This is a genomic window from Solilutibacter silvestris (assembly GCF_002895945.1).
GTDB classification, from domain to species: Bacteria; Pseudomonadota; Gammaproteobacteria; order Xanthomonadales; family Xanthomonadaceae; genus Solilutibacter; species Solilutibacter silvestris.
Map to the genome: position 1 here is coordinate 601,646 of NZ_NPZB01000001.1, position 22,990 is coordinate 624,635.

Below are 22,990 nucleotides of genomic sequence, written 5' to 3' on the forward strand. Positions count from 1 at the left end.
ACGAACAATGAAGACTTTGAGTCTGGGCGACGCTGCATCGACGAAGCGCCTGTTGCCGTTGCTGGCCGTCGCGTTGGTACTGCTTGGCGTGTGGTTCGGCTGGTCGGCATGGCGCCAGTGGCGCGAGTCCGGGCAATCGTCGCAACTCGCCGCCGGTCGCGATCGTGTCGCCGCCGATGTCTCGGCATTGCTGGCGAAACAACTTGCCATTGCCCAGAAGGCCACGCAGGCACCGGCGGTGGTGGGCGCATTGCAGGCCGGCAACTTCGTCAATGCATCGGAAGGATTGGCTGCCGCATGGCCGGGCAGCGATCACGCCGAAGTCGCCGCTGCCGATCTGCAGGCGTTGCAGGCCGGGTTGCCGGCAACGGGTTATGGCCGCGCCGGTGTCGCGCAGGCCGCGCTGGCGAGCGGCAAGCCAGTGGCCGTGGTCGCGCGCGATGGCGGACAGGCGAAGTTGCTGATCGCGCTGCCGCTCGCCGATGGCGCAGCAGTCGCGTTGGCGGCACAACCGGCGAAACCGCTGATCGATGCCGTGGCCAAGGCCTCCATCGGCGGTGGCTACCTTGCGCTCAAGCAGGCCGATGCCACGTTGGCGCAAGTTGGCGACAAGGCGCTGGAGGCGTCGGGCGACAAAACCTCGGCGACGATCAAGGGCAGCGACTGGACGCTCTATGCGTACACCACGCCGGTCGAGCCCGGTCCGCTCGGATTCGGTTTGGCAATGTCGGCGATTGCAGCGGTATTGCTGCTGGGCGGTGTCGGCGCATTGCTGTGGCTGCGCCAGCGCTCCACGCAACTGGATGTCGTGGAAGAGGATGCAGTCGTCGCGCCGACGGAGAGTGATGAGCCGACCGTGGGCGACCTCGCCGCCCAGAACCAGACTGCGGCTGCCGCAGAGGCTGCGGCGAAAGCCGACGCCGCGAAGGCCGATGGACCAGCGCTCCCCGACCCAAGCATCTTCCGTGCGTACGACATCCGCGGCGTGGTCGGCAAGACCTTGAGCATCGACGTTGCGCGACAGATCGGCCAGTCGATCGGCACGCTCATGCACGAAAACGGGCTCTACGACATCGTGGTCGGTCGCGATGGCCGTCTCTCCGGCCCCGACATGGTGAGCGGTCTGGTCGATGGCCTGCGTCGCGCCGGCCGCAACGTGATTTCGATCGGCCTCGCGCCGACGCCGCTGGTGTATTTCGGCGCCTACCACCTGCGCACCGGTTGCTGCGTGGCGGTGACCGGCAGCCACAATCCGCCCGACTACAACGGCTTCAAGATCGTGGTCGGAGGCGAGACCTTGTCCGGCGAGACCATCACCGCGCTGTACACGCGGATGGCAGAAGGGCGCCTGCACGAAGCCGAACAACCCGGTCGCCTCGAAGAGCGTGACATCTCCGACGACTACATCCATCGCATCGCCTCCGACATCCGCCTCGAACGCCCGCTCGACGTGGTGGTCGATGCCGGCAACGGCGTCGCCGGCGACCTCGGTCCGCGCGTGCTGGAAGCGATCGGCGCCAACGTGTTCCCGCTGTTCTGCGAAGTCGATGGCACCTTCCCCAACCATCACCCCGATCCCAGCGAGCCGCACAATCTCGAAGACCTGCGCCACATCGTGCAGACCCGCAAGGCCGATCTCGGTCTCGCCTTCGATGGCGACGGCGATCGCCTTGGCGTGATCACCCCGCAGGGCCACAACATCTTCCCCGATCGCCTGCTGATGCTGTTCGCCGCCGACGTGCTGGAGCGCAATCCCGGCGCGATCATCGTCTATGACGTCAAGTGCACCGGTGCGCTGGCGCCGTACATCATGGGGCGTGGTGGCAGTCCGTTGATGTGGAAGACCGGGCATTCGCTGATCAAGTCGAAGATGCGCGAGGAGGAAGCCGAACTCGCCGGCGAGATGAGCGGCCACTTCTTCTTCATGGAACGCTGGTACGGCTTCGACGACGGCATCTACTCGGCGGCGCGTCTGCTGGAAATCCTCGCCGCGCGCAGCGAGGACGCCGATGCCGTGTTCGCCGAGATTCCGGAATCGATCTCCACGCCAGAGATCAAGGTGCCGGTCGCCGATCCGCACGCCTTCGTCGACAAGCTGGTGGCGAACGGCAGTTTCGACGGCGCCCGCGTCACCACGCTGGATGGCATCCGCGCCGATTGGGCGGATGGTTGGGGACTGGTGCGTGCATCCAACACCACGCCGGTGCTGGTGCTGCGCTTCGAAGCGAACACGCAGGAACGGCTGGAAGACATCCAGGCACTGTTCCGCAGCCGCTTGCGCGCGGTCGACCCGGCGCTGGAGCTGACGTTCTAGTCGTTGCGGCTCAGTTCTGCGGCACGGCGGGCGCGATCCCGCCGTTTTGCTTGTAGTCGCGATATTTCTGCAGCGCTTGCTGCAGTTCGTCATCCATTGCCGCGTATTCGCCGCGCTTGTGCTGCAGGTCGGTGAAGGCGGTGTTTACCGTGCCGACCTGTTGGGCGATGCCGTCCTGCAATTGCTTGTTGACGGGCTTGCCCTGCAATTCCAGATTCGCCGCGCGCAACAGCGCGCGCGACAGTTCCAGGCGATGGCTGGCGAGGCTGGATTGCGCGGCCACCATCGCGGCATGGACGCTCTGCGTGCGTTCGGCATAGGCCTTGCGCAAGGCATCCTCGCTGGCATAGGTGCTGGCCAGTGCGATCTGCTGGCGGGTCTGGCTGGCCTGTGCGGCCAGTCGCGCGGCTTCGGCCTTGTCGGCGGCATCCTTGGCGGCCTGCTCCGTCGGCGTCAGCGGGCGCGGGAAGGTCTGGACGGTCACGCCGCTGGCATTGATCTCGCGCTGGGCGCTGCCGGCGGCATTGGCGGGGATGGTGTCGCCGCACACCGTCTGCCCGCGTTCGGTCCAGCAGCGGACCGTGCTCCCGGGCTTGCCTTGCGGCGGTGTTTGCGCGGATGCCGGGATGCCAACGAGCGCGAGCACGCAGGCGATGGCGATGCGGAGGTCAGTGGCTGGACGATGCGCTTCCATAGCGTGAACGATACGCCAGCAGCGCGGGCTGGTCAGCACCCGATGCGCCATTGCGGGCGGTCCATTCGAGCAGATCATCCAGAGTCGCGACCGAGATCACAGGAACGCCGGCGCTGTCGCGGACGCGTTGTACTGCGGAGCGGCGGTCGCTGTCGTCCAGCACCTCCTGGCGATCGAGCGCGACAACAATCGCGGAGACGATGCCGCCACCTGCCGCGACCAGGTCGAGCGCCTCGCGGATCGCAGTGCCGGCGGTGATCACGTCGTCGATGATCAGCACGCGTTTGCCCTCCATCGACGCGCCGACCAAGGTGCCACCTTCGCCGTGGTCCTTGGCTTCCTTGCGGTTGTAGGCGAGGCCGACATCCTTGCCGCGGCGCGACAGTTCGCAGGCGACCGCGGCAGCCAGCGGGATGCCCTTGTAGGCCGGCCCGAACAACACCTCGACGTCGAGTGCGGCGTGTTCGATGGCATCTGCGTAGCACGAAGCGAGTCCCGCCAGGCGCGCGCCGCTGTCGAAGCGGCCGGCGTTGAAGAAGTACGGACTGATGCGTCCCGACTTCAAGGTGAATTCACCGAAACGCAAGGCGTCGGCGGCGAGGGCGAGTTCGAGGAAACGTTCGCGGGAGCGGCTCATGGCGGCGATGCGGGATACGAAGGCGGCGATCCGCGAATGATACGGGCAGCGTCGCTATTCCGGCGCGTTGCTATGATCGGGCGATTCCAGCGAGCGGATTTCCATGCGTATCCTCAGCTTCAATGCCAACGGCCTGCGTTCCGCGGCCAGCAAGGGCTTCTTCGACTGGTTCGGCAAGCACGACATCGACGTGATGTGCGTGCAGGAAACCAAGGCGCAGGAACATCAACTGCGCGTGCCGGGATTCGTGCCGGACGGATACCAGGCCTGGTTCCGCGACGCGACGACGAAAAAGGGTTACAGCGGCGTGGCGATCTACAGCCGGCGCGAACCCGACGAGATCCGCACCGCGCTCGGACGTCCCGATTTCGACGAGGAAGGTCGTTACATCGAGGCGCGCTTCGGCAATCTGTCGGTGGTGAGTTTCTACATCCCGTCGGGCAGTTCCGGGGAAGTGCGCCAGGCGGTGAAGGAAGACGTGATGGCGTGGCTGCGTCCGATCCTCGATGAATGGCTGGCGAGTGGCCGCGACTATGTGCTGTGCGGCGACTGGAATATCGTTCGCGCAAAGAACGACATCAAGAACTGGACCGGCAACCAGAAGAATTCCGGTTGCCTGCCGCATGAGCGCGCATGGCTGAATTCGATGATCGCCGACGACTGCGGCGATGGTCTGATGCCACCACCGAAGAAAGGCTGGAAAGACAGTTTCCGTGTCGCCAAGCCCGATGCGGTGGAATACAGCTGGTGGAGCCAGCGCGGCGCGGCGCGCGCCAACAATGTCGGTTGGCGCATCGATTACCAACTGGCGACGCCGAAGCTCGCGGAACGCGTCCGCAGCGTGGAAATTTTCGCGGAGCCGAAGTTCTCCGACCATGCGCCGTATCTGGTTGATTACGACACACCGGAGTTTGTCCGTTGAATATCGCAACTGAAGGCCGCTGGACGCGCGCGCTGGGCGTGTACGCCAATCCGCGCGTGCGCACGATGCTGTTCCTCGGCTTCTCGTCGGGGCTGCCGTTCGCGCTGGTGCTGACGACGTTGTCGGCGTGGCTGCGACAGTCGGGGATCAATCGCGCCACCATCGGCACCTTCAGCTTGGTCGGGTTGGCCTATTCGTTGAAATATTTCTGGGCGCCGGTCGTTGATCGCCTGCCGTTGCCGATCCTCCATCGCATGGGGCGTCGTCGCAGCTGGATGCTGCTGGCGCAAGCGTGCATCGTCATCGGCTTGGTGATGATGGCGACGTCAGACCCTGCATCCGATGTCACGCGCATGGCCACGCTCGCGGTGTTCACCGCCTTTGCATCGGCGACGCAGGACATCGCGGTCGATGCCTATCGCATCGAGGCTGCCACGGAAAAGGATCAAGGCGGCATGACCGCGGCCTACCAGATCGGTTATCAGATCGCATTGATCTGCGCCGGCGCCGGTGCATTGCACGCGGCCGCCGACCATGGCTGGATGACCGCGTATCTGGTGATGGCGGCGTGCGCGTTTATCGGCATCGTCACCACCTTCGTGATCGCCGAACCGGATGCGCGGGTGGATCGTGCAACGCTGCCGCCGGAACCGCTGGTCGAGCGCTTCGAGCAATCGGCGGCGCAGTGGCCGGAATTGCCGCGCAAGGTGGTGGCATGGCTGATCGGCGCGGTGGTGTGTCCGTTCGCAGATTTCTTCGAGCGCAAGGGCTTGAAGATCGGCCTGCCGATCCTGCTGCTGATCGTCACCTTCCGTTTCAACTACACCACGATGGGCGTGGCGGCGAATCCCTTCTACATCGACATGGGATTCACGCTCGACCAGATCGCGCTGGTGTCGAAGGTCTACGGCGTGATCATGACGATGGTCGGCGCGGTCCTGGCCGGCGTGCTGATTCGCCGTTTCGGGCTGCTGCGCACGATGTTGTTCGGGTTGGCGATGCTGAGCGTCGCCAACCTGCTGTACGCCCACATGGCGGCGATCCATCCGACGCTGCCGTGGCTGGCGACGATCGTCAGCGCCGACAATCTCGCCAATGGCATCGCTGGCACGTCGTTCATCGCCTACATGTCATCGCTGACCAGCGCGCGCTACACCGCAACGCAGTACGCGCTGTTCGGCACGTTGTGGAGCCTGCCGGCGAAATCGTTGGCCAGCCAGTGGGGCAAGATCGTCAATGCCTGGGGTTATCCGGCATTCTTCGTCTATACCGCCGCGATTGCGGTTCCGGCGATGTTGCTGCTGCTGTGGATGTTGTGGCGCGAGCATCGTGGTGAGACGACAGGCGTTGATGCTGCGGAGCCTGCGCAGAAGCAGGGTTGAATCTGCGCTGGCTGGTTCTTGGTCCGCGCTAGCTCCGCATTGCCATCCCGAGCGCAGTGAGATATCTACTTTCTCGCGCCCGGCGTGCGGCAAGTGGGTGGTCTTGCCCGATGCGCGGGCACACGAGGCAGGATGCCGAGTCGAGCCTCCATGGACGGATTCACGGCGTCCCGCGCAGTGGGTCTGACCGGCCACGCCAGCCAGCGCGTGCGATGCTTCTCGTGCGATTGCCTCACCGCCGCCGGGGCAGCAACCAGTCACGAACCTTGTTCGAGAACGTGATCGCCGGCGAGTCGACGAAGCGATGGAACACCGTCGCAGCGAGATAGATCACCGGCAGCACGATCGCGCAGGCGGTGATCGCCGAGACGTCGTAATCCCAGTCGCGCGCCTGCAATGCATTGAAGATCATCGCGGCGAGGCTGGCGACGATGCACAGATGGATCAGGTAGACCGAGAACGACACCTTGCCGAGGAACATCAGCGGTCGCGTGGCGGCGAGTTTGGCGAACAACGCGTTGTTCAACAACGCCGCGACGATCAATCCGCCGGAGATGAAATTGCCGACCATGTAGGCGTGTTCGCCCAGCAGCGGCTGCATCCACAGATATGACGCCGAGGTGTTGTGGACACCAGCGAAATAGAGTCCGGCGGCGAGCACCAGAATCGACACCAGCACCGACATCCGCCGGACGTACAACTGGATGCCGATGCCGATGACGAACGCGACGAGGCCGTAGGTCATCTCCTCGTCGAGAAGCTTGCTCGCGCCCAACCACGCCAGCGCAGCGGTGGCAATCAGCAACAACGGCGCACGCAACTTCGGCCAGCGCGTGAATGCGATGCACAGCGCGAACACCATCCACGAACCCCACAGCTCGATCCGCATCGTCCACAGGATCGGGTTGTAGCGACTTTGCCCGGTGACGAACACTTCCCACGCGCCGTTGCGCAGCGCACCGAGGAAGGACGCCGGGAAATCGCCGTAGCCCTGGATCCACACCGACAGATCGTTGTAGTCGACGTTCATCCATTCGATCACCGCCCACGCGAACACGCAGGCGGCGATGCACGGCAGCGCAAGGCGCGGGTAGCGTTTCAGCACCAGTCCGAAGATGTCGCGTGGGCTGCGACCGATGGCGACGTGGCTGAGGATGAAGCCGCTGAGCACGAAGAAGATGAAGACCGCGGCGCTGCCCGAATACAGGAAGGCGAATGGCGAATCGTGGACGAAGCGTTGCACGGGATGGTCATCGGGATCGGCGACGCCCCAGAACGCGTGCAGCCACGGCCAGAACACCAGCGCGAAGTGCGAGCACACCACCTGCAGGCAGGCGAGGCCACGAATGGCTTCGACCGGGGCGATCTTCGCGGTGGCGGGTCGTGCGTTCAAGCCGGATAGACCGCGCCAAGCACGCGCGGCCCGCGCGCACCGGTGACCGAAGGCAGATTGCCGGGAAGACCAAGCATCGTCTGTCGCGCCAGCCACGCGAAACCGATCGCTTCGACGTGATCGGGATCGATGCCGTGGTGACCGACCGATTCCACCGTCGCCTGCGGCAACTGTGTCGCGAGTTTCGCCATCAGCACCGGGTTGTGCACGCCGCCACCGCAGACCAGCACGCGTTGCACGTTCGGCAAGGTCGAATTCAGTGCATCGGCAACGGTGCGCGTGCTCAGTTCCGCCAGCGTCGCTTGCACGTCGGCGGGCGATTCGCCACTACGCAGGCGCGATTCCAGCCAGCGCATGTGGAAATGTTCGCGTCCGGTGCTTTTCGGCGGCGGCGTCGCGAACCAGGGATCGTCGAGCAGGCGATCGAGCAGCAACGGATCGACACGACCCGCTGCAGCCATCGCGCCATCGCGGTCGTAGCGTTCGCCGGTATGGCGTTCGCACCAGATATCCATCAACGCGTTGGCCGGCCCGGTATCCCAGCCGCGCACGCCATCGCCACTCGCCGGCAACAGGGTGATATTGGCGATGCCGCCGAGATTCAATACCGCGCGATCTTCGCTGGCGTCGTGCAACAACGCCGCGTGCAGGGCGGGCAGCAGTGGCGCGCCGTGTCCGCCGGCGGCCATGTCGCGACGGCGGATGTCACCGATCGTGGTAATGCCGGTGCGTTCGACCACGAGATTGGGATCGCCGATCTGCAGGGTGAACGGATGCTTGGCGTAGGGACGATGCCGCAGCGTCTGTCCGTGCGAGCCGATCGCGGTGACCTGCGCACGCTCGATGCCTGCTTCGGCGATCAGCCGGTTCGCGGCGATGGCGAAGGCGGCGCCGACGGCGTGGTCGAGTTCTCCGAATTCGTCGATTGGCGAGACATCGATCCCTTGCCCGAGCACCAGCAATCGTTTGCGCAGCGGCTCATCCCACGGCTGCGCCAGCGCGTGCAGGCAATCCGCGTGCAGACGGCCATCCTTGTGCGTGAATCGCACCAGCGCGGCATCGATGGCATCGACGCTGGTGCCCGACATCAACCCGATGTAGAGGCCATCGGCTGCAGTCATGCTCAACCGCGTCCTGGCTTCGTTGGCGCAGTGGCGACGATGACGTTGCGATCCATGTCTGGATAGATGATTTTTTCGACGGTGCGGATCTTGTCCATCGCGCGTTGCGTCTGCTGGCGGAACGCGACCAGCATCGCGCCCGAGAGCGGCGCCGGCGGTGCCATCGTCACCGTCAGCGGATTGCGATAGACGCCGTTGACGCGGAATTCGTAGTGCAGGTGCGGGCCGGTGGCGAGGCCGGTGCTGCCGACGTAACCGATCACCGTGCCCTGCTCGACATGCTGGCCGGGACGAATGTGGGCGAAGCGCGACATATGCGCATAGAAGGTGGTCTGGCCGCGGCCGTGGTCGAGTTCGACGACGTTGCCGTAACCGTGCTGCTGGCCGACGTATTTCACCCGCGCATCGCCCGCGGCCATGATCGGCGTGCCGGCGCTGGCGGCGTAATCGACGCCCTTGTGCATGCGCATGCGGCCGAGGATCGGGTGCATGCGGTTGCCGAAGGTCGACGACAGGCGTGCGTACGGAATCGGCATGCGGATGAAGGGACGCTTCAACGACGTGCCGTTGGCGGTGAAGTATTCCGGCTTGCCATCGCGCAGGTAGCGGAAGCCGGTGTGCAACTGGCCATCGATGGTGAACGCCGCAGCCAGCACGCCGCTGGTCGTCACCAGTTCACCGTTCTTCCACGCCTGGTCCACCACCACGCTGTAGCGATCGTTCGGGGACAGGTCGGAATCGAAATCGATGTCGTACTTGAAGATCTCGTCGGTCATTTCCTCGACGTTGGCACGCGTCAGGCCAGCCTTGCGCGCCGATTCCCACAGGTCGTCGCCGACGGTGCCGGACAGCACCACGGTGCGCACTTCGGTGTCCTGCGGCAGCACCTTGGCGGCGACCGCACCATCCTTCATGCTCAATTCGACCTTGTCGCCACCACGCTGGAAGCGGATCGCGCGCAACAGGCCGTTGCCCGGCGCGTCGATCGACAGTTCCGCGCCGGGGCGCAGTTTCGCCAGTGACGCGCGGGCATCGGATGACTTCATCATCTGCGCGACCTGCGCCTTGCTCACGCCCAGCGAACCGAGCAGGGTGTTCACCGATTCGCCCTTGCGCAGGTTCACCACCGCCCATTGGCCGTTGGCCTTCTGCACCGGTGCGGCGAGTTGCGGCAACGGCAGCGCCAGCGACGCCAGCGGCATCGGCTGCGAACGCGCCATGGCGTGATCCATGCCCGGCACCAACACCGCGCACAAGGCGACTATGCTGGCGAGCAGGGTGGCGTGGGCCCAGTGACGATGCGTCCAGCGGCCATGGAAGCCCGGCGGCAGGCGCGAGACGACATGGCGGGTGAGGGCGGCTTCGCGGAGTTGGCGCAGTCGGGAGTGGCGCGCGGCATCGGCGATCGGGTCTTTCATTCAGCGGTGTCCAGATGGCGTGAAGATCGCCCGGTGCGCGAACCTTAGCCGCGGCGGCAATCCCGCGTCAATTCCATGATTCCATTGGATTTTCAGGGGTCGGACGGTTTAACGTAATGTTGACGATTCCGCCTTCCCCATCTCCCCATTCAGGAAACTGCCGTGCCTGCTGCTGCCTCCAACCCCGATCCCGCTGTCATGAGCCTCCTCGCCCGCGGGGCCGATGAGCTGCTCAAGCGCGAGGAGCTGGAGGCGCGCCTGAAGGAAGGGCGGCCGCTGCGGATCAAGGCCGGCTTCGATCCCACCGCGCCCGACCTCCACCTCGGCCACACCGTGCTGCTCAACAAGATGCGGCAGTTCCAGGACCTTGGCCACCAGGTGATCTTCCTGATCGGCGACTTCACCGGGATGATCGGCGACCCCACCGGCAAGAACATCACCCGCAAGCCGCTGACCCGCGAGGACGTGCTGCGCAACGCCGAGACCTACGCGACCCAGGTATTCAAGGTGCTCGACAAGCAGCGCACCGAGGTGCGCTTCAACAGCGAGTGGTTCGACAAGATGAATGCCGCCGACATGATCAAGCTGGCGGCGCAGCACACCGTGGCGCGCATGCTCGAACGCGACGATTTCGCCAAGCGTTACGCCGCGCAGCAGTCGATCGCCCTCCACGAATTCCTCTATCCGCTGGTGCAGGGCTACGACTCGGTGGCGTTGAAGGCCGATGTCGAACTCGGTGGCACCGACCAGAAGTTCAACCTGCTGATGGGCCGCGGCCTGCAGGAGCACTTCGGGCAGAAGCCGCAGATCGTGTTGACGATGCCGCTGCTGGAAGGCCTCGACGGCGTCAACAAGATGTCGAAGTCGCTGGGCAACTACATCGGCATCGACGAACCGGCGATCGACATCATCACCAAGACGATGAAGATCGGCGACGAGCTGATGTGGAAGTGGATCGACCTGCTCAGCTTCGAGATATCCATCGACGAGGCGAAGCAGTTGCGCGCGGCGATTGCCGGCGGTGAACTCAATCCACGCGACGTGAAACTGCGTCTCGCCCGTGAACTGGCCGCGCGTTTCCAGGGCGATGCCGAAGCGGAGAAGGCCATCGCCGGCTGGCACGCCGCAGTGCGCGGCGAAGGCGACGTCGCCAATGTGCCGTTGCAGGAAATCGCGATTCCCGCAGAAGGATTGCGCATCGCCGCGTTGCTGACCGCCGCCGGCATCACCTCGAGCAATTCGGAGGCGAACCGCAAGCTCAAGGAACGTTCGGTGCGCGTCAATGGCGAAGTGTTCGAGGATGCCGCACAGGCGTTCCTGCCCGGCTTCGAGGGCATGCTGGCGGTGGGCAAGCGCAATTTCGCGCGGGTGAAGCTGGTCGCGGCGTAAGCGTTCGTCTCAACCGTTGCGAGCGGTCCGGCGTACCCTGCGTCGATGAGCGCAGGACGCTATTCGCAGGCACAGGCCAAATTCGCCGACAGCACGACGCATGGCGCCGGCTGCGAACTCATCCTGGTGGAAGGCGATTCCGCCGCGCGATCGGTGGTGGCGGTGCGCGATGCCCGCACCCAGGCGGTGCTGCCGTTGCAGGGCAAGCCGCTGAACGCGTGGCGTGCCGATGCCGCGAAGGTCCGCGACAACATTCTTTACCGGCAGGTCGCGCAGGCACTGGGATTGCCCGATGCCATCCTCTCGGAACCCGCCAATGGTCCGCAGGCGATGCGCTTCGAACGGGTGGTGCTGTTGTTCGATCCCGACGCCGACGGCATCCACATCACAGCGCTGATGTTGCTGTATTTCGCGCGCTGGCTGCCGGAGTTGCTGGAGCGCGGTCAGGTGTGGGTCGTGCGGCCACCGATGTTCACGCTCACCGATGCCGCCACCGGCGAGATCGTGCAGGCGTATTCACCGGCGCATCGTGATGCGTTGCGGGCAAGCATGGGAGGCGACGTGCAGTGCCATCGTCATCTCGGGTTGGGCAGCCTGCCGCCGGAATTGCTGCGACGCACCTGCGTCGATCCGCGCACGCGCCAGTGCCGGCGCGCGGGCAAGGAAGACGTCGATGCGGTGCTGGCGAGTCTGATGCCGGGATAGCCAGCGCGTGCGTCAACCCACGTGCGCGATCGCCATTCCCATCAAGCCGAGCACACAGAACAACCCCGCGAACCACGACAGGCTGCGGAACTGGTGCTTGTTTCCGACATAAAACACGCCGTGCAGCACCCGGAACACCACGAAGCCGATCGCCAGCCAGGTGATCCTGCCGTGATCGACATTGGCGAACTGCGCCATCAACACCGCCGCCGCGAACGCCGGGAACGTCTCGAAGCCGTTCAATTGCGCGGCATTGGCGCGGTGACTGCGGGCGTCATCCTGGCGGGCAAGCCATGCCCGCGGATCGCGATTGTCGTAACGCTCGCCGCCGGCCTTGGCGATCGTCACCCAGACATAGGGCAACAACGCGGCGATCAGGATGCAGAGATAGGGAATGGTCATTATTTCACCGGCGCAGTCGGCGTCGAGAACGCGATCGCGGTGGCGCCCTCGATCGGACCGGTCTTGGCGCTGGAGTGGACGTAGAGCTTGACCTGGTGTTCGAACACCAGGCCGCCCTGCACCACTGCATCCGGCCCGATGATGATGGTGGGAATGCGGCTGATCTGCAGCGGCAACCCGTTCCAGCCACCCTTCGACTTCTTCACGATCAACTTGCCGGCCACGTGCGAACCGACGCCGATGGTGACATCGCCATTGACGGTGGTGACGTCCTTGCCGACCTGCGCGCGCACCAGGCCGATGCCGCCGTTGACGGTGGTGACGCCGCCCTTCACGTTGCCACCATCGGGCAGGTAGATATCGCCGTTGACGGTGGTGATATCGCCATTGACCGTCGCCCTGGTGCCGAAGCGGATGCCGCCGTTGACCGTTGTCGCGTCTTCGGTGACGGTCACCGCATTGCCGGCCTTGATGCTGCCGTTGACGGTGGTCGCGCTGGAGACGCTGGCGCCGTCGGCGAGGTTCACGCTGCCGTTCACCGTACTGGCCGAACCGGCATGTTCGCCAGCTGCCACTTCCACGGAGCCGTTGACCTTGGAGACGTCCTTTTGGGCGTAGGCGGTGGAACATGCAGCCAGCAGGGACAGGACGATCAGTGAACGGTGCAGGGCCATCGCGGACTCCGGGGATGCGGGAACATGCAGGAAGCATAGGACGCCTCCGCTACAATCGCATGCGCCGAAAGTCACCAGGCCCAAAGACCCGTGTCCCAACTTGCCGCTGATCGTCCCAAGCCCGTCGTCCTGCTCATCCTGGATGGCTGGGGCCATCGCGAGGACCCCGCCGACAACGCGCTGGCACAGGCCGACTTGCCGAACTGGCGGCGCCTGTTGGCGACCTGTCCGCACACGCTGATCCATACCGAAGGGCGCCATGTCGGCCTGCCCGATGGCCAGATGGGCAATTCCGAAGTCGGCCACATGAACCTCGGCGCCGGACGCATCGTCTACCAGGACCTGACGCGGGTCGATGCCGCGATCGAGGACGGTTCTTTCTTCGCCAATGCCGCGCTGGTTGCTGCCTGCGCTGCAGTGAAGGCCGACGGCGGCACCCTGCACGTGATGGGCCTGCTCTCGCCCGGCGGCGTCCACAGCCATGAATCACACATCGTCGCGATGTTGGAGCTGGCGCATCGCCTTGGCGTGGCGAAAGTCGCCGTACATGCCTTCCTCGACGGCCGTGACACCCCGCCGCGTTCCGCCGCTGCCAGCATCGCCGCGCTGCAATCGCTGTGCGATCGCCTCGGCAACGTGCATATCGCCAGCGTCGGCGGCCGTTATTTCGCCATGGATCGCGACAAGCGCTGGGATCGCGTCGAACGCGCGTGGGATGCCATCGTCGAAGCGCGCGGTGAATTCACCGCACCGACCGCGATGCAGGCGCTGGACGCTGCCTACGCGCGCGGCGAGAACGACGAGTTCATGCAGCCGACGATCATCGCCGGTGCCGCGCCAATGCAGGATGGCGATGCCGTGGTGTTCATGAACTTCCGTGCCGATCGCGCGCGCCAGATCACCGCTGCGTTTGTCGATCCCGCCTTCGATGGCTTCGCCGCACGTCGTCCGAAACTCGCGATGTTCGTCTGCCTCACCGAATACGACGCGAAACTTCCGGCCACGCTCGCCTATGCGCCGGATGCATTGCACGACACCTTGGCGGAAGTGCTGGCCGCGCACGGGCTCAGCCAGTTGCGCATCGCCGAAACCGAAAAATACGCACACGTCACCTTCTTCTTCAGTGGCGGTCGCGAAGACCTGTGGCCGGGCGAGGATCGCGTGCTGGTGCCGAGCCCGAAGGTCGCGACCTACGACCTGCAGCCGGAAATGAGCTGCCCGGAAGTCACCGCGAAACTGGTCGACGACATCCGCCACCAGCGCCACGACGTGGTGATCTGCAACATCGCCAATCCCGACATGGTCGGTCACACCGGCCTGCTTGCCGCTGCGATACAGGCGGCGGAAGCGGTCGATATCGCCATCGGTGAAGTCGTCGCCGCGGTGCGATCGGTACATGGCGCGTTGTTGATCACCGCCGACCACGGCAACCTTGAACAGATGAGTGACCCGGCCACCGGCCAGCCGCATACCGCGCATACGGTCGGTCCGGTGCCGTTCGTCTACGTCGGTGAACGCGATGCCCATTTGCGCGTCGGTGGGGCCTTGCGCGATGTCGCACCGACCATGCTCGATCTGCTCGGCATCGCCAAACCGGCGGACATGACCGGTTCGAGTTTGATCGAGGCAGGTCTGGGCGACGCATGAGTCGAGCGCGCCTCGCCATCGCGGGAATGCTGCTGGCGATGGTTGCAGTGGCGTCGGCGCAGCAATCGCAGCGCGCGACCGAACACAAGCTGGAACAGGTGCGCAAGGAAATGCGCGCGGTCAGCAGCGAGCGCAAGGAGATCGGTGGCGAACGCGTCGATGCCAATGTCGACCTCAAGGACGCGCAACGGAAGGTCGGCGATACGTCGCGCGCGGTGGCGAAGACCGACGCCGACATCCGTTCGCAGCAGGGCTCGCTCGATGCGCTGGAAGTGAAGCGCATCGAACTGGAAACGCATCTGCAGGTGCAGAAAAAATCGCTGGCCGCGCTGGTGCGGCAGGCCTATCTCGCCGGCGACAACGCACCGCTCAAGGTGTTCCTGTCGCAGGATCGTATCGCCGAAGGCCAGCGCGCGCTCACCAACTACGCCTACCTGCAGCGTGATCGCAGCGTGCGCATCCGCTCCATCTCCGGCGACCTCGCAGCGTTGAAGCAGACGCGTGCGCAGATCGAGCAGAAGCGCGGTGAATTGCAGGCATCACGCCAGAAGCAACAAGCACAGTTGCTGCAACTGGAACAGGATCGCAAGAGCCGCGCGACGGTGCTCGCGCAACTCGACACGCAATACCAGCAGCACATCCAGCGCGAACAGCAGCTCGGGCAGAACGCCAAGGCGCTGGAAGGCTTGCTCGCGCAATTGCGCGCCGAGGCTGCACGCGCCGCGCGCGAACGCCAGCTTGCCGCCGAACGTGCGCGCAAAGCCGCGGCCGCCGAAGCCGCGCGGATCGCCAGGGAACAGGCGCGTGCAGAAGACGCCGCACGAGCGAAGGGCCTGCCGCCACCGCCACCGCCGAAGCGCGAGTCACCGAAACAGGTCGTGCACGGGCCGATGATCCAGGTCGGCGGGCTCGGCTGGCCGGTGTCAGGCACCTTGCTGGCGGGCTACGGCGGCGAACTGCCGGAGGGCGGGGCGAGTTCCGGCCTGTTGATCGCGGCGGCGGCCGGCACGCCGGTGCACGCGGTCGCCGACGGTCGCGTGGTCTTCGCGGAATGGATGAACGGTTATGGCCTGATCAGCATCGTCGACCATGGCAACGGCTACATGAGCCTGTACGCCCACAACGACACCCTGCTGCGCGACGTCGGCGCCAGCGTGCATCGCGGCGATGCGCTCGCCAGCGTCGGCACCTCGGGCGGCCTGTCGCGGCCGGCGGTGTATTTTGAATTGCGCCGGAATGGCAGCCCGGTGAATCCTGCGGTATGGCTGCAGAAACGCTAGCCTGTCCGTTGTTGTCGCCTGTCATTCGATCCACCGGACCGATCTCCCGGAGCCCAAGATGCGTCGTTCGCTTATCGCTGTTGTCCTTGCATTCGCCATGGTGCCGTTGGCGGCGCAAACGACCGCGCCCGCGCAGAAGCAGGACAAGGACATCAGCGCCAGCGATGATCCCACCGCCGCGACCAGCGAGAGCAAGGCGGTGCCGCTCGACGAGATCCGCCGCTTCGTCACCACCTACGAGGCGGTGAAGAACGCCTACGTCGAACCGAAGACCGATACCCAGCTGATGCATTCGGCGGTGCGCGGACTGCTGCTCGATCTCGATCCGCACAGCGTGTATTTCGATCATGACGATGCCGAACGCTTCGACGAGGACGCCGAGGGCCAGTACGAAGGGCTCGGCATCCAGGTGCAGCAGCAGCCCAATGCCACCCTGAAGATCGTCGCGCCGATGGATGGTTCGCCGGCGCAGAAAGCCGGATTGAAGTCGGGCGACATCATCACCGCCATCGATGGCAAGCCGGTCGACAACGACAACGGCAATCGCCAGTTGCGCGGCAAGGCCGGCACGCCGGTGCGCCTGACCATCCGCCGCAAGGCTGTCGCCAAGGCGTTCGACGTCAAGGTCACGCGCGCCAAGATCGTCGTTCCCAGCGTCGAGGCGAAACTGCTGGAGCCCGGCTTCGGCGCGGTGCGTGTGAGCGGTTTCCAGGCCAACACCGCCGTCGAATTCGAACAGGCGATCGCCAAACTCAAGCAACAATCGGCTGGCAAGTTGCGTGGACTGGTCATCGATTTGCGCAGCAATCCCGGCGGCCTGCTCAATGCTGCGGTGCAGATGGCCGATGACGTCGTCAATGCCGGCACGATTGTCAGCACGCGTGGACGCCAGAAGGATGGCGACACCGTCTACACCGCCAATCGCGGCGACCTGCTCGATGGCGCGCCGATCGTGGTGCTGGTCGATGCCGGTTCCGCCAGCGCGTCGGAAGTACTGGCCGGCGCGCTGAAGGATCTCAAGCGCGCGCGCATCGTCGGCAGTCGCACCTTCGGCAAGGGTTCGGTGCAGAGTCTTCTTCCGCTCGACAACGGCGATGCCGTCAAGCTCACCACCGCGCGCTACTACACGCCCAGCGGCAAATCGATCCAGGGCGTCGGCATCAAGCCCGACGTGATCGTGCGCGCCGACGGCAAGCAGGCGTCGGCAGGCGACTACCGCGAATCGGCATTGCCGGGCCATCTGCGCGGCGATGACGAAGGCGCGGCTGCCGATGACGATACCGGCGGCGAAGTGCTGGATGGACAGGCGCCGTTAAACGCGGCACTGGCGGAGTTGAAGCGGATGGCTGGCGTGACCGTTGCGCCGCACGCGGCGACAACCGCACCCAAGCGCAAGGCTCAGTAACCGCTTTGCCGGCGCAGGCGCCGCGCGATGGCGCCGCGCTGGAGAAAGGCGAAGACGAGGCCGAACACGAAGCCGGCGAGGTGCGCCACCCAGGCGACTTCGCCGAAGGCCGGGCCGATGTAGGCGAAGCCGACCTGCAGCAGGGCCCAGATGCCGATCAGCAGCGAGGCCGGCGCGCGCACGAATTCCAGGAACAGGCCGAGCGGGATCACCACGCCCAGTCGCGCGCGCGGAAACAGCGCCAGATAAGTGCCGATGATCGCCGAGACCGAACCGCTGGCGCCGATGATCAGTCGCGACGGGTTGTCGATGGTGACTGCTGCGGCCAGGTTCGCCACCGCGCCACCGAGCAGGAACAGGACCAGCAGGCGCAGGCTGCCGAGCTTGCGTTCCGCCGGCATGCCGAAGATCAGCAGGAACACCAGGTTGCCGAGTAGATGCGCCCAGTTGGCATGGAGGAATTGCGAGGTCAGCAACCGCAGCGCCGGGTGGAGGACCGCCGCAGGCCCTTGCCGCACTGCGGAAAAAAGATTGGCGGGCAGCGTCGCCCATTCGTTCAGCAAACGGCCGGTGACCGCGTCCGAAGGCGCCCACACCGCGATGTAGCCCGCGATCATGGCCAAGGCCAGTGCTGGCGTGGCCCACGGGCGGCCGGGGCGGCCGTGGTCGGGAACGGGGATGAACATCGAAAACGCGCCTCATGCGGGGGAGTGGCGGTTCAGGGAAACATGTTACCAATCAGTTAAAACCACGCTATAGTCCGGCCGCATACCCTGCCGTACCGAACCGCCCCAGATGGGAAATGACCGCCACGGTGGCGGGATTCCCGAATGCTTCCGGAGATTTGCATGCACAAGAATACCCGCCGTCTCTCGACCCTCGCGGTCGCCGTGATCGGATTGATCGCCGCCGGCCAGGCTGGCGCGTCCGGCTTCCAGCTGCGCGAAAACAGCGTCAAGAACATCGGCCGCGCCTATGCCGGCTCGACCGTCGCCAGCGATGGCTCGTCGGTCTACAACAATCCGGCCGCGATGGTGAATGCCAACGGCAACCTGTTCCAGGCGGACGTCGCCGGCATCGACCTGACCGCCAAGTTCAGCGGTTCGGCATCGTTCCCGACCCCGCTCGGCCCGCAGCCCATCAGCGGTGGCAACGGTGGCGATCCCGGCAGCCTGACCGCAGTGCCGGCCATGTCGGCGATCTTCAAGATGAAGGGCGCGCTGGAAGGCCTGACCCTCGGCGTCGGCGTCGACGCGCCGTACGGCCTCAAGACCGAATACGAAAAGGGCTGGATCGGTCGTTACAACGCCACCGTGTCCAGCGTGAAGGCGGTCGATCTGACGCTGTCGGCGGCGGTGCAGGTCACCCCGATGCTGAGCGCCGGTATCGGCCTCGTGTACGAGCGCATCGACGTGACGCTCGGCAAGGACATCCCGCTGAGCGCGATTCTTGTTGGTGGTCTCTGCAGCAATCCGCAAAGCCCGTGCCCGCCGGCTCAAGCCGGCGCGCTGGCAGCCACTCCGGACGGCAACAGCACCCTGAAGGGCAAGGACAATGCCGTCGGCTTCATCGCCGGCCTGCAGTTGAAGCCCAGCGACACGTTCACCATCGGCTATGCGCATCGCTCGGCGATCCGCCACCACATCGATGGCAACGCGGCATTCACCACGCCGGGTCAGTTCCAGGGCATGCAGCCGGGCTTCCGTCTGCTTTCGACCAACCCGGCGCTGCCGGCTGCGCAACGTGCGGGATTGGCTGTACTCGGCAACGGTTTTGTCGATGCCAAGGGTCGCGCTTCGGTGTCGACGCCGTCGACCGACACCCTGAGTGTCGACTGGAAGGTCTCGGATCGCGTCAACCTCTACGGTGAAGTGCAGCAGACCGGCTGGAGCTCGCTGAAGAGCGTCGACATCAGCTTCTCCAACCCGTACCAGCCGCAGAGCAGTGAAGCCTTCAACTGGAAGGATTCGACCTTCGCCTCGATCGGCGTCGACTACAAGCTCAACGATGCCTTCACCCTGCGTGGCGGCGTCGGCTTCGACAAGACCCCGACCAACAACACCGACCGCACCCCGCGCCTGCCCGACAACGACCGCACGCTGTTCTCGGTCGGTGGCACGTGGAACGCGACCAAGGCGTTGTCGGTCGATGCCGGCTACACCCGCGTCGAGATCAAGAGCCCGACCGTCAACCTGTCGGCCAATGCCGCAGCGGGTCGTTACAACAACCTGACGGGCAGCTTCAAGGGCCACGCCGACGTGTTCGGCTTCGCGGCTTCGTACAAGTTCTGATCGCACCGTTCGCTGCAATCAAAAGCCCCGCTTCGGCGGGGCTTTCTCATGGTGAAGCGGATTCCTCACTGCGTTCGGAATGACACAACCGGCATCCCGAGTGATGCGAGGGATCTGCCTCCATGATGACGATCCGCGCTCAATCCCCCAGCGTCAGCAGGCTGGCATTGCCGCCCGATGCCGTGGTGTTGATCGTCACCGTTTTCTCGGTGGCGAAGCGCGGCAGGTAGTGCGGGCCGCCGGCCTTGGGACCGGTGCCGGACAGGCCCTGGCCGCCGAACGGCTGCACGCCGACCACTGCGCCGATCTGGTTGCGGTTGACGTAGATGTTGCCGACCTTGGCGCGATTGACGATGCGATCGATGGTGCCGTCGATGCGCGAATGGATGCCGAGGGTCAGGCCGTAACCACTGGCGTTGATGGCATCGATCACCTTGTCGAGGTCGGCAGCTTTCCAGCGCACCACATGCAACGCCGGGCCGAAGTTCTCGCGGGTGAGCTGGTCGATCGACTGCAACTCCCACGCCACCGGCGCGAAGAAGGTGCCGTGTTCCGTGCCGGGTTCCAGCGTGGCACGGGCGATTGGCTTGGCGATCTGCTGCATCTTCGCGGCGTGGGCATCGAGCAGCGCCTTGGCATCGGCATCGATCACCGGGCCGACGTCTGTCGACAACAATCCGGGATCACCGACCTTCAGTTCGGCCATCGCACCGGCCAGCATCGTGATCACCTTGTCGCCGATGTCGTCCTGTACCAGCAGGATGCGCGCGGCCGAACAACGCTGGCCCGCCGAGGTGAACGCCGACGCCAGCGCATCCTTCACCACCTGTTCCGGCAATGACGACGAATCGGCGATCAATGCATTCTGGCCACCGGTTTCGGCGATCAGCACGGCGAGCGGACCGGCGTCGCGGGTGGCGAGCGCGCGGTTGATCAGGCGCGCGGTGTCGGTCGATCCGGTGAAGGCGACGCCGGCCACGCGCGGATCGCGGGTGAGCGCGGCACCGACGGTGGCGCCATCGCCCGGCAGGTATTGCAGCACTGCCGCCGGGACGCCGGCTTCGTGCAGGATTTGCACGGCGGCGTAGCCGATCAGGTTGGTTTGTTCGGCGGGCTTGGCGATCACCGAGTTGCCGGCGGCGAGCGCGGCCGCGACTTGCCCGGTGAAGATCGCCAGTGGGAAATTCCACGGGCTGATGCACACGAACACGCCACGTCCGGACAGTTGCAGCGTGTTGCTTTCGCCGGTCGGGCCGGGCAGCGCTTCGACCACGAACTGTTCGCGCGCCTGCAGGGCGTAATAGCGCAGGAAATCGACGGCTTCGCGCACTTCGGCGACGCCATCGGATAGCGACTTGCCGGCTTCCTTGGTGCACATCGCCATCAGCTGCGGCATCCGCGCTTCCATCAGCTCGGCGGCTTTTTCAAGAATTGAAGCGCGCGCATCCACCGGCGTCGCGTCCCATGCCGGCTGCGCATCGACGGCGTTCTTCAATGCCTGCGCAACGATGGCTTCGTCGGCGGCGCGCCAGTGGCCAACCACTTCGCGACGATCGGCCGGATTGGTCACCGTCTGCACGTCGCCGCCCGCAGCCGCGCCCGGGACCAGCGGACCCGCGGTCCAGGTGCCGGCGCCGGCACTGTCGAGTTGCGTCGCGAGCTGGCGCAATTGGTCGTCGTTGGCGAGGTTGATGCCCATGGAATTGTCCCGTGCCTGATGTTGCGCGCGATAGAGCTGCTGCGGCAGCGGAATGCGCGGATGGGGAATGGAATCGAAGCTTGCGACGACATCGAGCGGATCGCGGACCAGATCCTCGACCGGGATCGATTCATCGGTGATGCGATTGACGAAGCTGGAATTGGCGCCGTTTTCGAGCAGGCGTCGCACCAGATACGGCAGCAGGTCTTCGTGCGAACCGATCGGCGCGTAGACGCGGCAGGGCACGTTCAGGCGATCGGCCGGGATCACTTCGGCGTAGAGATCGTCGCCCATGCCGTGCAGTTTCTGGAACTCGAAGGTGCGACCCTTCGCCATCTGGTGCACGGCGGCGATCGTCTGCGCGTTGTGGGTCGCGAACATCGGATAGGTCGCGTCGCTGGCATCGAGCAACCGGCGCGCATTGGCCTGGTAGCTGACGTCGGTGTTCTGCTTGCGGGTGAACAGCGGATAGCCGGCCTGTCCTTCCATCTGCGCACGCTTGATCTCGCCATCCCAGTACGCGCCCTTGACCAGGCGCACCGGGATGCGACGACCGAGTTCGCGGGCCTTGGCGGCGATGTAGTCGATCACGAACGGTGCGCGCTTCTGGTACGCCTGCACCACGATGCCGAAGCCGTTCCAGCCCGCCAGCGAAGCATCCGCCAGCACGTCGAAGATGAGATCGAGCGACAGCTCGAGGCGATCGGTTTCCTCGGCATCGATGGTCATGCCGATGTTGTAGCGCTTGGCCTGTTGCGCCAGCGACAGCAGGCGCGGCGCGAGTTCGGCCAGCACGCGCTGGCGCTTGGCATGCTCGTAGCGCGGATGCAGCGCGGACACCTTGACGGAAATCGACGGCGCGGAGACTTCGTCGGCGAACGGCCCGGTTGCGCCGATGGCGTCGATCGCCTTGCGGTAGGACTCGAAGTAGCGATCGGCGTCGGCCTGCGTCAACGCGGCCTCGCCGAGCATGTCGTAGGAATAGCGATAGTTGGCGCCGTCGCCCTTGCGCGCACGCTCCAGTCCTTCCTGGATGGTGCGGCCGAGTACGAACTGGTGGCCCATGATCTTCATCGCCTGGCGCACCGCGCTGCGGATCACCGGCTCGCCGAACTTGCCGATCATGCGGCCGAGGGCACCGTAGGCGTCGCGCTGGGTGTCGTCGGCGAGATTGACCATCTTGCCGGTCAGCAGCAGGCCCCAGGTCGAGGCGTTGACCAGCAGCGAATCGGACTGGCCGAGGTGGCGCTTCCAGTTGGCATCGCCCAATTTGTCGCGGATCAGGGCGTCGGCGGTGGCCTGGTCGGGAATGCGCAGCAGCGCTTCGGCCACGCACATCATCAACACGCCTTCCTCGCTGCCGAGGTCGTACTGGCGCATGAAGGCCTCGACCACGCCCTGGCTGGCGGTGTGGGTACGGACGCGGCGCACCAGATCGACGGCGGTGTCGTGGATGGCGGCGCGGTCGGCATCGGGCTGGCGCGCCTGCGCCATCAGGGCGCGGACATGCGTGGCCTCGTCGAGGATCCAGGCGCGGGTGATCGCCTCGCGCAGCGCCGGCGGCGTGGGCGGGAGTTCGGGGGAAAGCAACTCGGACATGCCGAAACCGGGCTGGGA

At 65.4% G+C, this 22,990-nt stretch carries 18 protein-coding genes; 9 read left to right on the forward strand and 9 right to left on the reverse strand.

Going from position 1 to position 22,990, the window contains the following annotated elements; genetic code table 11:
* Positions 1-7 precede the first annotated feature (7 nt).
* On the forward strand, positions 8-2,314 hold the full coding sequence (locus Lysil_RS02665; RefSeq protein ID WP_103074021.1) for a phosphomannomutase/phosphoglucomutase: 2,307 nt from the start codon (positions 8-10) through the stop codon (positions 2,312-2,314).
* Between the two features lie 10 nt (positions 2,315-2,324).
* Here the strand turns inward: Lysil_RS02665 and Lysil_RS02670 are convergent, their stop codons facing one another.
* Both Lysil_RS02670 and pyrE read right to left on the reverse strand, forming a co-directional pair.
* A complete protein-coding gene (locus Lysil_RS02670) occupies positions 2,325-2,960 on the reverse strand; it encodes a hypothetical protein (RefSeq protein ID WP_129588341.1) in 636 nt (211 codons plus the stop codon).
* A 22-nt stretch (positions 2,961-2,982) separates the two neighbouring features.
* The gene (pyrE, locus tag Lysil_RS02675; protein ID WP_103074023.1) at positions 2,983-3,645 is read right to left on the reverse strand and encodes an orotate phosphoribosyltransferase; all 663 of its coding nucleotides are present in this window, start codon (positions 3,643-3,645) and stop codon (positions 2,983-2,985) included.
* A gap of 103 nt (positions 3,646-3,748) precedes the next feature.
* Between pyrE and Lysil_RS02680 the strand changes: the two genes are divergently transcribed.
* Both Lysil_RS02680 and Lysil_RS02685 read left to right on the forward strand, forming a co-directional pair.
* A complete protein-coding gene (locus Lysil_RS02680) occupies positions 3,749-4,567 on the forward strand; it encodes an exodeoxyribonuclease III (RefSeq protein ID WP_103074024.1) in 819 nt (272 codons plus the stop codon).
* Positions 4,564-5,949, forward strand: a complete 1,386-nt coding sequence (locus tag Lysil_RS02685) for an AmpG family muropeptide MFS transporter (protein WP_240600039.1) — start codon at positions 4,564-4,566, stop codon at positions 5,947-5,949. Before Lysil_RS02680 ends, Lysil_RS02685 begins: the two co-directional genes overlap by 4 nt.
* Before the next feature lie 232 nt (positions 5,950-6,181).
* Here the strand turns inward: Lysil_RS02685 and Lysil_RS02690 are convergent, their stop codons facing one another.
* The 3 genes from Lysil_RS02690 to Lysil_RS02700 are packed head-to-tail and all read right to left on the reverse strand — an operon-like array spanning position 6,182 to position 9,881.
* On the reverse strand, positions 6,182-7,342 hold the full coding sequence (locus tag Lysil_RS02690) for an acyltransferase family protein (RefSeq protein ID WP_165782362.1): 1,161 nt from the start codon (positions 7,340-7,342) through the stop codon (positions 6,182-6,184).
* Entirely contained in the window at positions 7,339-8,463 is a 1,125-nt protein-coding gene (locus Lysil_RS02695; RefSeq protein ID WP_103074026.1) for an anhydro-N-acetylmuramic acid kinase, read from the reverse strand. Before Lysil_RS02695 ends, Lysil_RS02690 begins: the two co-directional genes overlap by 4 nt.
* A gap of 2 nt (positions 8,464-8,465) precedes the next feature.
* The gene (locus tag Lysil_RS02700; RefSeq protein ID WP_103074027.1) at positions 8,466-9,881 is read right to left on the reverse strand and encodes a M23 family metallopeptidase; all 1,416 of its coding nucleotides are present in this window, start codon (positions 9,879-9,881) and stop codon (positions 8,466-8,468) included.
* Between the two features lie 198 nt (positions 9,882-10,079).
* Here Lysil_RS02700 and tyrS point away from each other — a divergent pair, with 198 nt between their 5' ends.
* Both tyrS and Lysil_RS02710 read left to right on the forward strand, forming a co-directional pair.
* Positions 10,080-11,270, forward strand: coding sequence for a tyrosine--tRNA ligase (gene tyrS, locus Lysil_RS02705; RefSeq protein ID WP_103074028.1), 1,191 nt, complete (start codon positions 10,080-10,082; stop codon positions 11,268-11,270).
* A gap of 45 nt (positions 11,271-11,315) precedes the next feature.
* On the forward strand, positions 11,316-11,975 hold the full coding sequence (locus Lysil_RS02710) for a toprim domain-containing protein (RefSeq protein ID WP_103074029.1): 660 nt from the start codon (positions 11,316-11,318) through the stop codon (positions 11,973-11,975).
* Positions 11,976-11,987: 12 nt separating this feature from the next.
* Here the strand turns inward: Lysil_RS02710 and Lysil_RS02715 are convergent, their stop codons facing one another.
* Together Lysil_RS02715 and Lysil_RS02720 are read right to left on the reverse strand one after the other, a co-directional pair.
* Entirely contained in the window at positions 11,988-12,377 is a 390-nt protein-coding gene (locus tag Lysil_RS02715) for an MAPEG family protein (RefSeq protein ID WP_103074030.1), read from the reverse strand.
* A complete protein-coding gene (locus Lysil_RS02720) occupies positions 12,377-13,051 on the reverse strand; it encodes a DUF4097 family beta strand repeat-containing protein (protein ID WP_103074031.1) in 675 nt (224 codons plus the stop codon). Before Lysil_RS02720 ends, Lysil_RS02715 begins: the two co-directional genes overlap by 1 nt.
* 90 nt (positions 13,052-13,141) lie before the next feature.
* Between Lysil_RS02720 and gpmI the strand changes: the two genes are divergently transcribed.
* From gpmI to Lysil_RS02735, 3 genes are read left to right on the forward strand one after another with little or no spacing between them, the layout of a single operon-like run.
* Positions 13,142-14,698 carry a 2,3-bisphosphoglycerate-independent phosphoglycerate mutase gene (gene gpmI, locus Lysil_RS02725; RefSeq protein WP_103074032.1) on the forward strand — a complete coding sequence of 519 codons (1,557 nt, stop codon included), beginning with the start codon at positions 13,142-13,144 and terminating at the stop codon, positions 14,696-14,698.
* On the forward strand, positions 14,695-15,978 hold the full coding sequence (locus tag Lysil_RS02730) for a murein hydrolase activator EnvC family protein (RefSeq protein WP_103074033.1): 1,284 nt from the start codon (positions 14,695-14,697) through the stop codon (positions 15,976-15,978). Before gpmI ends, Lysil_RS02730 begins: the two co-directional genes overlap by 4 nt.
* 58 nt (positions 15,979-16,036) lie before the next feature.
* On the forward strand, positions 16,037-17,383 hold the full coding sequence (locus Lysil_RS02735; RefSeq protein WP_240600041.1) for a S41 family peptidase: 1,347 nt from the start codon (positions 16,037-16,039) through the stop codon (positions 17,381-17,383).
* On the opposite strand, the gene Lysil_RS02740 is transcribed toward Lysil_RS02735, so the two are convergent.
* Positions 17,377-18,069, reverse strand: a complete 693-nt coding sequence (locus Lysil_RS02740; protein ID WP_103074034.1) for a rhomboid family intramembrane serine protease — start codon at positions 18,067-18,069, stop codon at positions 17,377-17,379. The two genes, Lysil_RS02735 and Lysil_RS02740, sit on opposite strands and share 7 nt — an antisense overlap.
* A gap of 162 nt (positions 18,070-18,231) precedes the next feature.
* Here Lysil_RS02740 and Lysil_RS02745 point away from each other — a divergent pair, with 162 nt between their 5' ends.
* Entirely contained in the window at positions 18,232-19,674 is a 1,443-nt protein-coding gene (locus Lysil_RS02745; protein WP_165782363.1) for an OmpP1/FadL family transporter, read from the forward strand.
* Positions 19,675-19,813: 139 nt separating this feature from the next.
* Here the strand turns inward: Lysil_RS02745 and putA are convergent, their stop codons facing one another.
* The gene (putA, locus tag Lysil_RS02750; protein ID WP_103074036.1) at positions 19,814-22,972 is read right to left on the reverse strand and encodes a bifunctional proline dehydrogenase/L-glutamate gamma-semialdehyde dehydrogenase PutA; all 3,159 of its coding nucleotides are present in this window, start codon (positions 22,970-22,972) and stop codon (positions 19,814-19,816) included.
* Positions 22,973-22,990: the final 18 nt, after the last annotated feature.

Coding starts and splice junctions, on each gene's coding strand:
- Lysil_RS02665 (WP_103074021.1), top strand. CDS start 8: ATGAAGACTTTGAGTCTGGGCGACGCTGCATCGACGAAGCGCCTGTTG.
- pyrE (WP_103074023.1), bottom strand. CDS start 3,645: ATGAGCCGCTCCCGCGAACGTTTCCTCGAACTCGCCCTCGCCGCCGAC.
- Lysil_RS02680 (WP_103074024.1), top strand. CDS start 3,749: ATGCGTATCCTCAGCTTCAATGCCAACGGCCTGCGTTCCGCGGCCAGC.
- Lysil_RS02695 (WP_103074026.1), bottom strand. CDS start 8,463: ATGACTGCAGCCGATGGCCTCTACATCGGGTTGATGTCGGGCACCAGC.
- Lysil_RS02700 (WP_103074027.1), bottom strand. CDS start 9,881: ATGAAAGACCCGATCGCCGATGCCGCGCGCCACTCCCGACTGCGCCAA.
- tyrS (WP_103074028.1), top strand. CDS start 10,080: ATGAGCCTCCTCGCCCGCGGGGCCGATGAGCTGCTCAAGCGCGAGGAG.
- Lysil_RS02710 (WP_103074029.1), top strand. CDS start 11,316: ATGAGCGCAGGACGCTATTCGCAGGCACAGGCCAAATTCGCCGACAGC.
- Lysil_RS02715 (WP_103074030.1), bottom strand. CDS start 12,377: ATGACCATTCCCTATCTCTGCATCCTGATCGCCGCGTTGTTGCCCTAT.
- Lysil_RS02720 (WP_103074031.1), bottom strand. CDS start 13,051: ATGGCCCTGCACCGTTCACTGATCGTCCTGTCCCTGCTGGCTGCATGT.
- Lysil_RS02730 (WP_103074033.1), top strand. CDS start 14,695: ATGAGTCGAGCGCGCCTCGCCATCGCGGGAATGCTGCTGGCGATGGTT.
- Lysil_RS02735 (WP_240600041.1), top strand. CDS start 16,037: ATGCGTCGTTCGCTTATCGCTGTTGTCCTTGCATTCGCCATGGTGCCG.
- Lysil_RS02740 (WP_103074034.1), bottom strand. CDS start 18,069: ATGTTCATCCCCGTTCCCGACCACGGCCGCCCCGGCCGCCCGTGGGCC.
- Lysil_RS02745 (WP_165782363.1), top strand. CDS start 18,232: ATGCACAAGAATACCCGCCGTCTCTCGACCCTCGCGGTCGCCGTGATC.
- putA (WP_103074036.1), bottom strand. CDS start 22,972: ATGTCCGAGTTGCTTTCCCCCGAACTCCCGCCCACGCCGCCGGCGCTG.